Source organism: Neobacillus vireti (assembly GCF_001026695.1).
In the GTDB taxonomy this organism is placed as follows: Bacteria; Bacillota; Bacilli; order Bacillales; family Cytobacillaceae; genus Neobacillus; species Neobacillus vireti.
In genome coordinates, this window is the sequence record NZ_LDNB01000012.1 from 24,533 (window position 1) to 39,316 (window position 14,784).

The following is a 14,784-nucleotide window of genomic DNA, read 5'->3' on the forward strand; positions in this document are numbered from 1 at the left end:
TTTAAATGGCTTTTTCCCTCTTCAACTCTAAAAACCGAATAATCAACCTGGTGCTAAATGACCACTCGATTCGCTGTGTTGAATTGAAGCAGGCGAACCCGCCACAGGCACAAAAATGGGGGGAACGCTTTTTGCCGTCTGGTATCATTGTTGACGGCAAAATTGCTGATATCGATTCCTTAGCGAATATCTTGGATGAGTGTATTGATGAGTGGAAGATTCAGCGGCGCTCGATTCGCTTTGTGGTGCCCGATCAATTAGTCATTATTCGGAAGGTTTCTGTACCAGCGGAAATCCAGGATGACGAAATGAAGGGCTATCTTTATTTGGAGCTTGGCGCCAGTATTCATTTACCGTTTGAAGAACCGATTTTCGACTTTTTTCCATTGACTAATAACGGGAAAACAAGGGACCTGCTTCTGTTTGCTGCTCCGGAGCAAAATGTCATGGAATATGCGGATTTATTTTCGAGTCTGAAGCTGCATCCTGTGGCAGCGGATATTTCTCCGCTGGCACTCTATCGTTTATACCACCAGCTTGGTCAAGGGGATGCAAATGAAAATCTGTTTACGATTCAATTTGATTTGACCAGCGTCAATTTGTGTATATTTGAAGGGGTTGTCCCTGTTGTTATGCGTCCGTTTGCTTTACCGTTTGAGCTTGACCAATGGGAAATTAGGCAGGACAGCTCGGGGATGATGGTCTGTAAATATACAGGTAATACGGATGAATTGGTCATCCAATTTGAAGATATTTTTAAAGAATTAACGAAATTATTGGATTTTTATCGATATTCACTGAGCAATGAGCAACATGATATTACCAAGTTTTTATTAACTGGGGACCATCCAATGCTCCAAGCCGTTGCTGATGAAATGATTGAGCGATTTGAAGTCCCTGTTGAATTGCTTTCTCTTCACCCAGATTTAAAAGGAAAAACAGGAAGCGTACCGGCTAATTTATTGCTATCTTTAGGTCTCGCTTTAAAAGAGGTGCAATGATGTTAGTAGAAATTAACCTGCTTCCGCAAAAAGAACCAAAAAAATTTGCCTTTATCATTACCTTATCCAGTTTGCTTGCCGTATTTCTAGTAATTGGCGGTTTCTATTTTTGGCAGACACAATCTGTTAAAGATGAGTTGACTTCTTTAGACAGGCAAATTTCGACGACGAAAAAGATTGCCGAGAAAGAACAGCAAAATAGCGAAACAGTTGCATCTTCAAGCTCTGTCAGCCAATTAAAGAGTGCGATTGAATGGGCAAAGGATTATCCCATTCAAACAGTGCCGGTAATGCAGCATTTAACCTCGTTACTGCCGGAGCGCGGTTTTATCCAAACCTTTGGCTACACGGAATCAGGAGCTGTTACTCTCACCGTTCAATTTGACAGTGCCAGAGAGGCAGCCTATTTCTTGGACAGCCTTAATCACTCGAAATGGATTGAGGAAGCAAGCCTAAATTCATTAGCAGCTACAGAAACGAATACTGAAACTGATACTAATGCTGCAAATAACACAGCAGCTTCAAATAGCCAAGCGAATACAACAAGTACAACAACAAGTGCTACCAGCCCAACGACATCAGAATCAACCACAACTGTTGATAATCAAAACAATTCATCAACAGATCCAGCATTGAATCAGAATAACACAATGACCACGACAACGAATCAAAACACAGTAAGCAATAGCTCTACAACTGCCTCAAAAAGTAACACAAGTAACTATCTGCCTCGTTATACAGGGCAATTTGAAATTATGTTTAACAAGGAAGAAATTAAGAAAATTTTACAACAGGGCAACAAGGATGGGGAAGGAGTGAAGGGATCATGAAGCCTCATTTCTCCAAACGTGACCAACTTATTGTTGGAGCCGGTGTACTCTTATTAGTGTTACTCATCGTCTATGCTCAGTTCTTTTTCCTAGCTCCGTTGAAATCAGACCTGGCACTCAAACAGCAAGAATTAACGTCAGAACAAAAGCTGTTAGACATTCTTAGTCAAAAAAAGGCAGACATTACAACTGCATCAGCTGAAGATACAAGAGAGCTGCAGAAAAAGGTTCCTGTCGAACCGCTTCAAGAACAGTTTATTTTAGACTTAGAAAAGGCAGAAAACGTTTCTAATAGTGAAATTAAATCAATGAGCTTTAGTAAGGATGCTGAAGTCGCTACAGGGGATCAGGCTACTCCGCAAACCTCTGATGGTGCCGAAAACACTTCTGCAGACCCACATGTTGCCGAAAACACTTCTGCTGACCCTAATGCAGCAAATGAAAGCAGCGGGAATCAGCAATCTGTATTAACGGCTCCTACAGGGATGAAAAAGCTAACCGTTCAATTGAGCGTGGAATCTCCGACCTATGAGGACTTGGAGAAATTCATCGAAACCCTGGAATCGTTAAAACGGATTGTAGCGGTTGAGGCGATTACGTATTCTGGCGGACAAGAAATTACCAGCCTCGATCAAGAAGACCAGCCAATAAGCTCCAGCCTTACGATTTCTGCGTACTACCTGCCTGAATTAGCTGACCTAAAGGCGGAGCTGCCGAAAATCGATGCACCGGCACCTGCCGGTAAAGCGAATCCATTATCACAATTTCCTTCAACAGAACAGACGCAGCCCTAGTTTACAACATGGCGAAGGAACAAATAATTTGACGAAAGCATTCGATAACAAGACGACAAAAGTCTTGTTATTTTTTTTTGCCATTATGTTAGGATGAAACCAATTACGCTTCGATTGGGAAAGGGGTACGATTTGTGGACAAGCCTAAAAAAGGCCATACAATTAAGATCAAATTAAATGTTGAAGACAAAATAATTCGGGAAGAACCGCAAACGAAGGAATCGGAAGTCAGCAGTAAACCATTTACCAAAGTAATAAAAATAAATCCGGAACGACCGGAATCGGAAGAACACAACGAACCAGAAACAAGAGTTATAAAAATTAATAGGGATCATGCGGAATCGGATGGATTTTTAGAGACAGCGGCTGCCCAGGAACCTGTCGATGAAAGCTTTGACTGGATCATTCCGGAATCATCGGAAAATGATATTGAGGAATTTACCGTTGTCAACGGTAAAAAGACGATAAAAAGCGGGTCGAAAAAACTGACATCCTTTTCAGCAAATTTTAAAAGGAAGGATCGGCAGCCAGTTGGGTCGATTGTGATTTCGGCTATTTTTGCTATCCTCATTGGACTTACGATTGGTGGGATTATGTTAAAGCTGGTGATCATGGAGCCGAGCGAAAAGGCAGCGACAGAACCGGAGACAGTTGAAGCAAACGGCAATGAAAACAAAGCAGCCGCCGGTAAGACAACCTCATTGACCATCAATCAATTAACCACTTTTGTTATCCAAGGTGGTGCCTATACCTCAAAAGAGGGTGCCAAGGATTTTTCTAATGGGCTGGTTTCAAAAGGGATTCCGTCACAGGTAATTGAAATAACGGGAAAACATTATATTTTTCTTGGTGTTGCTGATTCAATTGAACAGGCCAAAACGCTTGCTGGCCAAAATAAAGAAAATGGGGTTGAAGGTGCATTTGCCAAGCCGTTATTATTAGAGGAAAAGAAGTTTTCAGAGATCACGGCAAAGGAAAAGAGCTTTCTAGAAGCGGTACCCGGCATCTATCAGAAGTTATCTGCTACTGCAGCAAATGCTTTAGTCAGCAAGGAAATTTCTGAAGAATCCAGCAAAGCACTAGCAACCTTAGAAACGGAATTAAACGGTAGCACAATTAAAAATGAAAAGGTTAAGACACTTCAGGCGGAATTAGCAAATGCGGAGGCAAAGCTAAAGGCATTCCAAAAATCCAAAGACACCAAAAGTCTAACAGAAGCCCAGCAGCACTTATTAAACTTCCTGTCATTCTACTTTTCCGTGTAAACAACATAACTCGATATTTTCTGGGAAATAAGGCCTGCCCGAAATCGAGGCAGGCTTTTTGACTCCCTGAGAATCTCCGCATAAATTTACAAATTTCATCAAACTTTAATCATATAAAAATTGTTTGATTCTACAATTTCTGATACGATTAACTTGTATCTCCCAAAATGATAACGAATAAGGTAAGGTGATTTGATGCAGAACCTCATTTTAGCCTCTTCATCTCCACGGCGCAAAGAACTTCTAGAAAATCTCCACTTAACATTCGCGATGATTAGCAGTGAAGTTGATGAAAGTTTTGATCCTGCTCTCTCCCCCGAGGAAGTAGTGATGGAGTTAGCCAATCGGAAAGCACAGGCGGTTTTTAAAGACAACCGTGATGCCTTTGTGATTGGTTCAGACACGATTGTCGTTGCGAATAACCAAATCTTAGGGAAGCCAAGCGATGAGGCCGAAGCCATTAGGATGTTAACAACTCTTTCAGGATGTCAGCACGATGTGTTCACAGGTGTTTCAATTGTGTCTCCAACTAGTTCGACTGTGTTTTACGAAAAAACTGAAGTTTGGTTTTGGGAGTTGACGGACGAAGAGATACGTGCATATGTGAAAAGCGGCGAACCGTTTGATAAAGCTGGTGCATATGGGATTCAACAGCTTGGAAGTATGCTTGTCAAAAAAATAAATGGAGACTATTTTGCGGTTGTCGGTCTGCCTGTTGCAAGGACTATTAGAGAATTGCGACAAGCGGGGTACCAGTTGCCGTATTAACAAATTTTAAAGTTCATTAACTCCCAGCTAATAAGGGAGGAAAAAGAGTGTCAACCAATACATTAATGATCCGTGATTTCCCTCAAGACGAAAGACCGAGAGAACGATTTATCCAGAATGGTCCGCAAAGCTTATCGAATCATGAACTGATTGCCATCCTGCTGCGCACAGGAACAAAAGATGAATCGGTCCTGCAATTATCGAACCGTCTGCTAACCCATTTTGAAGGGTTAAGGATGTTAAAGGCGGCTACATTAGAAGAAATGACAGAGATTAAAGGAATTGGCTCGGCAAAAGCTATTCAAATTCTTGCTGCTGTCGAAATTGGCCGCAGGATTACCAATCTTTCTTATCATGACCGCTATGTCATCCGCTCTCCAGAAGATGGAGCCAAGTATCTCATGAACGATATGCGTTTTTTGTCGCAGGAGCATTTTGTTTGCCTCTATTTAAATACGAAGAACCAGGTCATTCATAAACAAACGGTTTTCATAGGGAGCCTGAACGCCTCAATTGTTCACCCAAGGGAAGTATTCCGCGAAGCGTTAAAACGCTCGGCGGCCTCTGTTATCGCGGTGCATAATCATCCTAGCGGTGACCCGGCACCAAGCAGGGAGGATATTGAGGTTACCAAGCGCCTGGTTGAATGCGGGAAGATAATTGGCATCGATTTACTCGATCATCTGATTATCGGTGAAAATAAGTTTGTCAGCTTGAAGGAAAAAGGTTATTTATGACACTATATTTTTATTTGACGTTACGCTATAATATTGGTTATGATTTTTTAAGATTGTTTTTGAAATTGTTATATAAATAATAGGAAAATAGACATGATATAAAAGGTAAATTACCTACTAATGGAGTTTTTGCATTTCGTATCAGAAAGAAAGGGAGATACAACACTATGTTTGGAATTAGATCTAGAGATCTTGGGATTGACTTGGGGACAGCAAATACCCTCGTTTATGTAAAAGGAAAAGGAATTGTTTTACGGGAACCATCGGTTGTGGCGATACAGACTGAAACTAAGAGTATTGTCGCCGTTGGGAACGATGCGAAAAACATGATTGGGCGGACGCCGGGAAATGTGGTCGCCATGCGGCCAATGAAGGATGGCGTTATTGCGGACTTTGAAACGACTGCTTCGATGATGAAGCACCATATCCGCCAGGCGCAAAAAAGTAATAACCCATTCTCTGGAAAGCCATATGTCATGGTGTGCGTGCCTTCAGGGATAACCGCAGTTGAGGAACGGGCTGTAATTGATGCAACAAGGCAAGCGGGGGCAAAGGATGCCTATACGATTGAAGAGCCATTTGCGGCAGCTATCGGCGCCAATCTGCCGGTCTGGGAGCCAACCGGCAGTATGGTCGTTGATGTTGGCGGCGGGACGACTGAAGTAGCGATTATTTCCTTAGGAGGAATCGTAACTAGCCAATCCATCCGTGTGGCCGGCGATGAAATGGATGATTCCATCATTTCATATATTCGCAAAAATTATAATTTAATGATTGGTGAGCGGACGGCAGAAACAATTAAAGTGGAGGTTGGATCTGCCGGTACACCTGATGGTATCGAAAATATGGAAATTCGCGGCCGTGATTTATTAACCGGTCTGCCAAAAACGATTGAAATTACAGCAAAAGAGATTGCGGCTGCTTTAAATGACACTGTCTTTGCGATTGTTGAAGCCGTTAAGAATACTTTGGAAAAAACACCGCCGGAACTTGCTGCCGATATTATGGATCGCGGCATCGTGTTAACGGGCGGAGGTGCGTTACTACGCAATTTGGACAAGGTGATTAGCGAAGAAACAAAAATGCCTGTACTAATTGCCGAAAATCCGTTGGATTGCGTGGCAATCGGAACCGGTAAAGCACTCGACCATATCCATTTATTTAAAAACAAAGCGAAAGATTCGCGGTAATTAGAAAAGCGGAAGAGCCCGTTTAGCGGCGTATGGACTGGAGCGCTTCGACTGAGATAAAGGAAACACGGAGAGCGTAGCGATCCGATGTTGACTTATCGTAGGGAAAAGAGCGAAGTCCACTAGCCGCTGGGCTCTGGAGCTAGACAGTACTCTAAGTTCAAAGAACCAAATCTAAATTATCGATTAAAAAAATTGCTGTGTTAAAGAACAATGTTGATTTTGAGCACAATGTTGATTGGAGTGGAAGGCGCGAGACTCCTGCGGGAGCAGCGGGACAGGTGAGACCCCGCAGGCGCTTTAGCGCCGNTGGAACGGAACATTCAGTTTTAACACAGCAAAAAAAATAGAGGTGTATAATCATGCCACAGTTCTTTTTGAATAAACGTCTGATTATTTTGCTTGTCAGCATTATTGTTCTCGTGGCATTGATTGGGTTTTCTTTAAGGGAGAGAAACAAACTATCCTGGCCGGAGCAATTTGTTAAAGATACGACCGGCTGGGCTCAATCCCTGGTTTCAAAGCCTACTAACTATATTGCAGGCTTTTTTGAAAATCTCCAGGACTTACAAAATACATATAATGAGAATAAGGAATTAAAATCGCGGCTTGACAATCTTGTCAGCCTTGAAGCACAAGTTCAAGCGCTGAAAAAAGACAATGAAGACTTGCGAGCGGTTCTCGGTGAAGAAAAGACCCTGCGAGATTTTGAACCACTGCCAGCTACTGTAATTGGCAGGAATCCTGATCGTTGGCATGAAATGATTATTATCGACAAAGGCAGTTTAAACGGTATTAAGAAAAATATGGCGGTTGTTACAGCAAACGGTTTAATTGGAAAAATAAAAAATGTGAATAAATTCAGTTCAACCGTGCAGCTCCTAAGCGCAACGGACCCGAAGAATCGGATTTCCGCCATTGTTCAAGGTAAAACCAAAGTGTATGGTCTTGTTGAGGGCTATGATAAAGAGAAAAAATTACTTATGGTGAAGGCGATTCCAGCCGGTGCTGAAATTGAAAAGGGACAAACGGTGATAACATCTGGGTTAGGCGGTATCTTTCCTGAAGGGCTGCTAGTAGGAAAAGTAGTCGAGGTGAAACCGGACCAGTATGGGTTGAATCTGACAGCACTTGTCGAACCTGGTGCAGATTTTTATGATATAAAAAATGTAATGGTCACGAAAAAAATCATGCGAGAAGCGGATGTAACAGATTTAACCGATGGGAAGGAGGAGGGATCGTGAAAAAGTTCCTTCTTCCTCTTTTATTTCTATTTTTGTTTTTAGTAGAAAGCCTTTTTGTGCAATATTTACCTGAAGATGCTTTTGGCCATAATCGCATCTTAGTGCCACACTTTCTATTTGCGGCAATATTGTTTCTTACAATTTTTGTCGGAAAGAAGCAGGGGATTATTTATGCGGCTATTTTCGGCCTGTTATTTGACATTGTTTATGTCGAAATTATTGGCATTTACTTATTTATTTATCCATTTATTTCCTATGTCATTTCGAAAATTATGCAGATCTTGCAGACAAATATGATCATTGCCTTCCTCGCTTCGGTTTTTGGCATGGCCTTATTAGAAGTGGGCGTTTATGAGATGAATCATTTAATTCACGTAACAAACCTTGACTTTATGAGCTTTGTTAATTTGCGTTTATACCCAACTCTTATCTTAAATGCAGCCTTTATTGTTATTGCGGGTTACCCATTAAAAAGGCTATTTGAAAAACATGCCGAGGCACTTAGAGTAGAATGAGATTTTTTTAAAAAAAAAGGAGAATGGACGCATCGTGTCGAATTTTTACTTAAGATAGTCTATACTTCCGATTCGGAAGAGAGCTTGAGGGTATGCAATTTCTAGTAGGATTGCATGTTCTGAACTTGCTTGCTTAATTATGAGGTGAATTTTCTCCATGAAAAAACGGCAAAATGTTACAATAAAAGGAACGAAGGAAGGTCTTGTCCTTCATCTAGATGACAGCTGTTCATATGAAGAACTAAAAAGGGAACTAGATCAAAAGCTTTCAGCCAACTTGAGGACACAGGAAGAGCGCCATGTACTCTCTGTTAAGGTGGAAATCGGCAATCGCTATTTAACCGAGAATCTACAGGAAGAGCTGAAAAACTTAATCCGACAAAAGAAAAATTTAGTTGTCGATGAAATTGTATCGAATGTCATCACAAAAGAGGAAGCGAAAGCATTAAAGGCTGATACCGAGGTTATCACGGTAACGAGAATTGTTCGTTCGGGTCAGGTGCTTGAAGTTCCAGGTGATATCCTGTTAATAGGCGATGTCAACCCGGGTGGAACGGTGATTGCCGGGGGCAACATTTTTATTATGGGCGTATTAAAGGGTATAGCCCATGCCGGTTGCTTTGGGAATGATCAGGCTGTAATTGCTGCTTCCAGTATGAAACCGGCGCAGCTGCGGATTAGTGATTACCTAAATAGAGAGCCAATTTCCGTTCAAAGCAATGAAAAACAAGAGATGGAATGTGCTTACATAGATGAGAACCGTCAAATCGTCATTGATAGATTGCAAGTTTTAATTCGATTAAGGCCTAATTTGACAAGATTAGAAGGGGGACAATAAGGTGGGAGAAGCAATCGTAATTACATCCGGGAAGGGCGGCGTTGGGAAAACAACCACTTCCGCTAATATTGGCACGTCTCTGGCCCTTCAAGGGAAAAAAGTCTGCTTAGTAGATACAGACATCGGTCTTCGAAATTTAGATGTTGTAATGGGACTTGAAAATAGAATTATTTATGATCTAGTTGACGTTATTGAAAAAAGATGCAAAATCCATCAAGCACTGGTTAAGGACAAACGTTTTGATGGTTTATTATACTTACTCCCAGCCGCACAAACCGTTGATAAATCAGCTGTTAAGCCAGAGCAAATGAAGGAACTAATCATGGAATTAAAGCAAGACTATGATTATATCATTATTGATTGCCCCGCAGGGATCGAGCAAGGCTTTCAGAACGCAGTGGCCGGTGCTGACAAAGCGATTGTTGTGACAACACCTGAGGTTTCCGCTGTTCGTGATGCAGACCGTATTATCGGACTGCTTGAAAAACAAAGGAATATGGAAGCGCCTAAATTGGTTGTCAACCGGATTCGCAATCATATGATGAAAAGCGGCGACATGCTTGAAATTGATGAAATTACCCAGCATTTATCAATTGAACTAGTGGGGATTGTCGCTGATGATGAAGAGGTCATCAAAGCCTCCAACCATGGTGAACCGATTGCTTTAAATCCAAACAGCAAAGCGTCAATCGCTTATCGCAATATTGCCCGCAGGATTCTCGGTGAATCCATTCCGCTTCAACCGCTTGAGGAAGCAAACAAAGGTGTCTTTACAAAAATTAAGAAGTTCTTTGGTGTTCGCTAATTATCGCCTGTTCACGAGATTTGTGGACAGGTATTTTTTTGGGCTCTGTTATTAAAAGTGAATGTTGATTTCGTTCCAGGCGCGAGCGGTTCGCGGGGCGGGCTCTCAGCTGGAGTTTTTGCCCGGATTTTCTTAATAAAGTCTGATTCGCTAATAAATCCTTAAATTCGCTAATAAACATGGCAGATTCGCTAATAAACTTGTAAGAATTGCTAATAAACTCTCGAAATTCGCTAATAAAAAATTGGGCGAGTCTAATTGACTGCATTTCTTGCGGGAAAAACATGTTTTTCAGACGGGCAAGTCTCTTCTGATTACATCTTCTGCCAATTCGAAGTCCAAAATGGATAATTTACCTCACAACTGGCTTTTTCGAGGAGGCCATACGCCGCTGATCAGGGCGCTTGCGCTTTTCTTGTCATATTCGTCCATTCCTTTTCATAAACTTGTACAAAAAGTGGGAAAAGGGTTGATGGAAATGGCGCGGTCTACACCGGAGGAAATACGGCGACGAATCGCAAAGCGGAAAAAAGATCAAGGTCTGGGATCGGCAGCAAAAACGCCGGAACGGCAAATTGCTTGGCCGGTTGATGATGAAAAATACGGCTATAATTATATTGCTCCTTCCGAAAACTCTGGTGGAGATGACGGGCATCCATTATTTAAAAAGGAGGTATTCTTTTTCAAAATATTGGCTTCTGTACTTCTGTTTTTAATGGTGGCCATATTGTTTCGTAATCATTCCGCGACCTTTAAACCGGCAAGGGACTTCATTACGAGCACAATGAACAAGGATTTTAAGTTTACCGCCGTGTCAGAATGGTATGAAGGCAAGTTCGGTAAACCATTGGCATTGCTTCCGTTTTCAGAAAAGGATAAAACGGGAAAAAAAGCAACAGCGGAAACACCTAATTTTTCCGTTCCGGCAATGGGAAAAATTCTTGAAAACTTTGAGAAAAACGGTCAAGGCATCATGATTGAGACGAGTAAAGGGGCTGCAGTCCAGGCGATTAATGGGGGGCATGTTACATTTGCCGGGGTTAAGGAGGACTTGGGGAAAACCGTCATTGTTCAGCACGCCGATTCGACGGAAACTTGGTACGGAAATTTAGATGAAATTAAGGTCAAATTATTCGAATATATCGAGAAGAGAACAGTAGTAGGCACGGTTTCCACGTCTGCCGGCGATGATAAAACGAAAGGCAAGTATTATTTTGCGATCAAAAAAGAAGATGATTTCATCGACCCAATTCAGGTGATTCGCTTTGAATAAAGCTATCGGTTTACTTCGGTTGATTTCTATCCATCCATTGTTGTGGATTGTTATTGCCTTATCGATTATGACCGCGCATTTCCTTGAAGTTTGTTTATTACTAGGGATTATTTTTATTCATGAAATGGGGCATGCTGCTGCGGCTGCTTTTTTTTCATGGAGAATTAAAAAAATTACGCTTCTGCCCTTTGGCGGCGTTGCTGAGATGGATGAGCATGGTAATCGGCCTTTAAAGGAGGAAACGATTGTCGTGATTGCCGGACCGCTCCAGCATGTCTGGATGGTCGCGTTAGCATACGGTTTACTTTCTCTTCACTTAATTCCAAAAGATTTATTTCAATTATTTATCAGTTATAACGTGATGATTTTTGTATTTAATCTTTTTCCGGTGTGGCCGCTTGATGGCGGCAAGCTCGTTTTCTTACTGCTCTCATTGAAAAATTCCTTTCCGCATGCACACCGGCTGACACTGATTATTTCGTTTTTCAGCCTCTGTTTCTTTTCAATTGTTATTTTATTGGCCGCACCGTCCCATCTTAATGTATGGGTCGTGATTGCCTTCTTGTATTTCTCGCTCTACCACGAATGGAAGCAGCGCCGTTTCATCTTTATGAGATTTTTATTGGAACGCTATTATGGAAAGAAATCCAGCCTCCGAGCTCTGAAGCCGATTCAGGCCGATGAACAGGATTTGCTTATCCACGTTTTGGAAAAATTCCAGCGTGGCTGCAAACATCCAATAATAGTTGAAGCTGGCGGCAGGGAAAAAGGTCAATTAGATGAAAACGAACTCCTGCACGCCTACTTCACAGAAAAACGACTAACCGATAAAATCAGCGACCTTCTTTTTTTATACTAAAAGAGTATAATAAAAAGAAAAAAGCGAGGACGCTACGTTTGGAAACATTAATAATTAATTTTATGGCACGCGAAAAGCGGTTTGCTTATCTCAGAAACAATCTTGTTGAACAGATCGTTTTTGACCGTCCTGAACATCGCTCGCTGGTCGGTAATATTTATTTTGGTACGGTGACAAAGGTGTTGCCGGGGATGAATGCTGTATTCATTGATATTGGCGAAGACAAAAATGCCTATTTGCATCGTGATAACCTGCCATCCTATGTGCTCTCTTCCGAAAAACAAAAGAATGTTACTAGCTTTGTGCATCAGGGCGAAAAGATGCTCGTGCAGGTGGATAAGGATGCAACCGGCACAAAGGGACCGAAAGTAACAGGTATTATAGAAATTCAAGGAAATAATCTCATATATATGCCCAAGGGGCGTTATGTTGCTGTTTCAAAAAAAATCGCTAATGAGTCTAAACAGACTACCCTTCGCCGCCACGGTGGCCGTCTCAAAACGGAAGAAGAAGGGATCATTTTTCGCACATCAAGCATTTCAAGTACGGAAGAAGAAATTCATGATGAGCTGCAAACATTAAGACAACAATATCAGGAACTCTTACAGAAAACCCCTAAAAAGCCGGGAATAATTTTTCAAAAAGATACCTTTATTGAGATGATTTCAACTCAGACAACGAAAATGAAGGCTGGTGAAGTCATTGTCGATGATCTGGAGCTAAAAAAAATCCTTGAGCAGGTTAACCCCAAGGTGAAATACACGTACTACAATGGAAAAGAGGATATTTTTTCAGCAAATAAAGTGGAGCATGAAATTGATAAAGCGCTTAAAAGAATTGTCTGGCTCGATCATGGTGCCTATCTTATCTTTGATGAAACGGAAGCTCTCACAATTATCGATGTGAATACGGGGAAATTTTCTGGGAAAGCCGATTATCAGGAAACGGTCCTGAAAACAAATCAGCTCGCAGCCCAAGAAATCATCAGGCAGCTCAGACTTCGCGATATCGGCGGAATTGTCCTGATCGATTTTATTGACATGAAACGGGAGCAGGACAAGCAGGCGATTCTCGACACCGTCGAAACGGAATTATCCAAGGATGAGAAGAGAACAAAAATCATCGGCTTTACACCGCTGGGAATCCTGCAACTAACACGGAAAAGGACAAAGGTCGCACTGTCAGAGGCGCTTCAAGTGAAATGTCCTGTCTGTGAGGGCACAGGCCGCATTCTAAGTGCCGAAACGATTGCATTCCGGCTTGAGCGCGAGCTGTTAGAACACCGCCATGGTGAATTTGAAGCCATATTAATAGAAACAACAAAAGAAGTTAAAGAGATGCTGCTGGGCCCGAATGAAGCCCATAAAGAAACGTTAACAGGGATGCTAAATTTAAAACTTTATTTTTCGATCCAAGCAGCAGCAAAACCATACTATATTCTGAAACAATTCGGCGAGGAACGAGATATCTCCCTAAAGGCTATTGACACTCTTCCCTGAACTATGTTAGTATTCTAATGTTATGTTTGTAGCGCACCCGTGCTACAACCGCACAGAACAGGTAGTAAGCTTTTGTGTTCCTTCGCAAAACGCCTGGAGATGGCGAGTCTGAGTTTATAAGGAGGTGCAGTTCATGTACGCAATTATCGAAACTGGCGGTAAACAACTTAAAGTCGAAGAAGGCCAAGCTATCTACATTGAGAAATTAGATGGTGAAGCTGGTGAAACAGTTACTTTTGACAAGGTTCTTTTCGTTGGCGGTGAAACTGTAAAAGTTGGAAGCCCTGTTGTTGCAGGCGCTACCGTTACAGCTAAAGTTGAAAAACAAGGCCGTGCGAAGAAAATCGTTGTTTTCAAGTACAAAGCGAAGAAAAACAACCGTAAGAAGCAAGGTCATCGTCAACCTTACACAAAAGTAGTCATCGAAAAAATCAACGCGTAAGGTGTTGGAGTATAGATGATTGGAATTACGATTACCCGTACTAAATCCGGAATGATTCAATCCTTTGAAATAAGCGGTCATGCGTTGTTCGCAGACCGGGGGAAAGATATCGTTTGTGCAGGCGTATCTGCCGTCTCCGTTGGTGCTATCAACGCAGTGCACGAACTGACTGGTATCACTCCCGACCTTGAACATCGGGCAGATGGATTCCTCCGATGCGTCGTGCCGGAAGATCTTCCGCAAGATACCAACGAGAAAATCCAGCTTATCCTTGAAGCAATGGCTGTTTCATTACGATCGATTGAAGAACAATACGGTAAGCACATACAAATAACCTTCAAAAAGCAGGAGGTGGAATAAATGTTATTAAAATTAGATCTTCAGTTGTTTGCATCTAAAAAGGGAGTAGGTTCTACAAAGAACGGACGTGACTCTATCTCAAAGCGCCTTGGTGCGAAGCGTGCAGACGGTCAATTCGTAACTGGTGGTTCAATCCTTTACCGTCAACGCGGTACAAAGATTTACCCAGGTGAAAACGTAGGCCGCGGCGGAGATGACACACTATTTGCGAAAATCGACGGCGTTGTGAAATTCGAGCGTTTAGGTCGTGACCGTAAACAAGTGAGCGTTTATCCAGTAGCTCAAGAAGCTTAAGAACTGCATCGGAAACTCTAACCTGATTGGTTAGAGTTTTCTTTTTGCTAGCGAATATTACCTTCCATTC

Annotated in this window: 17 protein-coding genes and 1 other annotated feature; all 17 genes read left to right on the forward strand. The window is 42.0% G+C overall.

Annotated features, from left to right (window positions below; translation table 11 throughout):
- The first annotated feature begins 5 nt into the window (after window positions 1-5).
- Entirely contained in the window at window positions 6-1,001 is a 996-nt protein-coding gene (gene pilM, locus AA980_RS13055; protein WP_024026846.1) for a type IV pilus biogenesis protein PilM, read from the forward strand.
- Complete coding sequence (locus tag AA980_RS25835; RefSeq protein ID WP_156351158.1) at window positions 998-1,831, forward strand: PilN domain-containing protein; 834 nt, start codon at window positions 998-1,000, stop codon at window positions 1,829-1,831. The genes pilM and AA980_RS25835 overlap by 4 nt, the downstream gene beginning before the upstream one ends.
- On the forward strand, window positions 1,828-2,625 hold the full coding sequence (locus AA980_RS13065; protein ID WP_024026848.1) for a type II secretion system protein M: 798 nt from the start codon (window positions 1,828-1,830) through the stop codon (window positions 2,623-2,625). Before AA980_RS25835 ends, AA980_RS13065 begins: the two co-directional genes overlap by 4 nt.
- Window positions 2,626-2,759: 134 nt before the next feature.
- Window positions 2,760-3,890 carry an SPOR domain-containing protein gene (locus tag AA980_RS13070; protein ID WP_024026849.1) on the forward strand — a complete coding sequence of 377 codons (1,131 nt, stop codon included), beginning with the start codon at window positions 2,760-2,762 and terminating at the stop codon, window positions 3,888-3,890.
- A gap of 195 nt (window positions 3,891-4,085) precedes the next feature.
- Window positions 4,086-4,658, forward strand: a complete 573-nt coding sequence (locus AA980_RS13075) for a Maf family protein (RefSeq protein ID WP_024026850.1) — start codon at window positions 4,086-4,088, stop codon at window positions 4,656-4,658.
- 47 nt (window positions 4,659-4,705) lie between these two features.
- Window positions 4,706-5,395, forward strand: coding sequence for a RadC family protein (gene radC / locus AA980_RS13080; RefSeq protein WP_024026851.1), 690 nt, complete (start codon window positions 4,706-4,708; stop codon window positions 5,393-5,395).
- A 167-nt stretch (window positions 5,396-5,562) separates the two neighbouring features.
- A complete protein-coding gene (locus AA980_RS13085; protein WP_024026852.1) occupies window positions 5,563-6,585 on the forward strand; it encodes a rod shape-determining protein in 1,023 nt (340 codons plus the stop codon).
- Between the two features lie 362 nt (window positions 6,586-6,947).
- Entirely contained in the window at window positions 6,948-7,829 is an 882-nt protein-coding gene (gene mreC, locus AA980_RS13090; RefSeq protein WP_024027450.1) for a rod shape-determining protein MreC, read from the forward strand.
- Entirely contained in the window at window positions 7,826-8,344 is a 519-nt protein-coding gene (mreD, locus tag AA980_RS13095; protein ID WP_024027451.1) for a rod shape-determining protein MreD, read from the forward strand. Before mreC ends, mreD begins: the two co-directional genes overlap by 4 nt.
- Before the next feature lie 157 nt (window positions 8,345-8,501).
- Window positions 8,502-9,182 carry a septum site-determining protein MinC gene (gene minC, locus AA980_RS13100; RefSeq protein WP_024027452.1) on the forward strand — a complete coding sequence of 227 codons (681 nt, stop codon included), beginning with the start codon at window positions 8,502-8,504 and terminating at the stop codon, window positions 9,180-9,182.
- Window position 9,183: 1 nt separating this feature from the next.
- Window positions 9,184-9,987 (forward strand): septum site-determining protein MinD, encoded by an 804-nt coding sequence (minD, locus tag AA980_RS13105; RefSeq protein ID WP_024027453.1) that lies wholly within the window; start codon window positions 9,184-9,186, stop codon window positions 9,985-9,987.
- A gap of 478 nt (window positions 9,988-10,465) precedes the next feature.
- Complete coding sequence (locus tag AA980_RS13110; RefSeq protein WP_034723546.1) at window positions 10,466-11,260, forward strand: M23 family metallopeptidase; 795 nt, start codon at window positions 10,466-10,468, stop codon at window positions 11,258-11,260.
- Window positions 11,253-12,119, forward strand: a complete 867-nt coding sequence (locus tag AA980_RS13115) for a M50 family metallopeptidase (RefSeq protein WP_024027455.1) — start codon at window positions 11,253-11,255, stop codon at window positions 12,117-12,119. The genes AA980_RS13110 and AA980_RS13115 overlap by 8 nt, the downstream gene beginning before the upstream one ends.
- A gap of 38 nt (window positions 12,120-12,157) precedes the next feature.
- A complete protein-coding gene (locus tag AA980_RS13120) occupies window positions 12,158-13,618 on the forward strand; it encodes an Rne/Rng family ribonuclease (protein WP_024027456.1) in 1,461 nt (486 codons plus the stop codon).
- Between the two features lie 36 nt (window positions 13,619-13,654).
- Window positions 13,655-13,738, forward strand: a sequence feature (ribosomal protein L21 leader region).
- Between the two features lie 13 nt (window positions 13,739-13,751).
- A complete protein-coding gene (gene rplU / locus AA980_RS13125; RefSeq protein WP_024027457.1) occupies window positions 13,752-14,060 on the forward strand; it encodes a 50S ribosomal protein L21 in 309 nt (102 codons plus the stop codon).
- Window positions 14,061-14,075: 15 nt separating this feature from the next.
- Complete coding sequence (locus AA980_RS13130; RefSeq protein ID WP_024027458.1) at window positions 14,076-14,420, forward strand: ribosomal-processing cysteine protease Prp; 345 nt, start codon at window positions 14,076-14,078, stop codon at window positions 14,418-14,420.
- Window positions 14,421-14,714: a 50S ribosomal protein L27 gene (rpmA, locus tag AA980_RS13135; RefSeq protein WP_024027459.1), complete on the forward strand. Its 294-nt coding sequence runs from the start codon at window positions 14,421-14,423 to the stop codon at window positions 14,712-14,714.
- The last annotated feature ends 70 nt before the right edge of the window (window positions 14,715-14,784 follow it).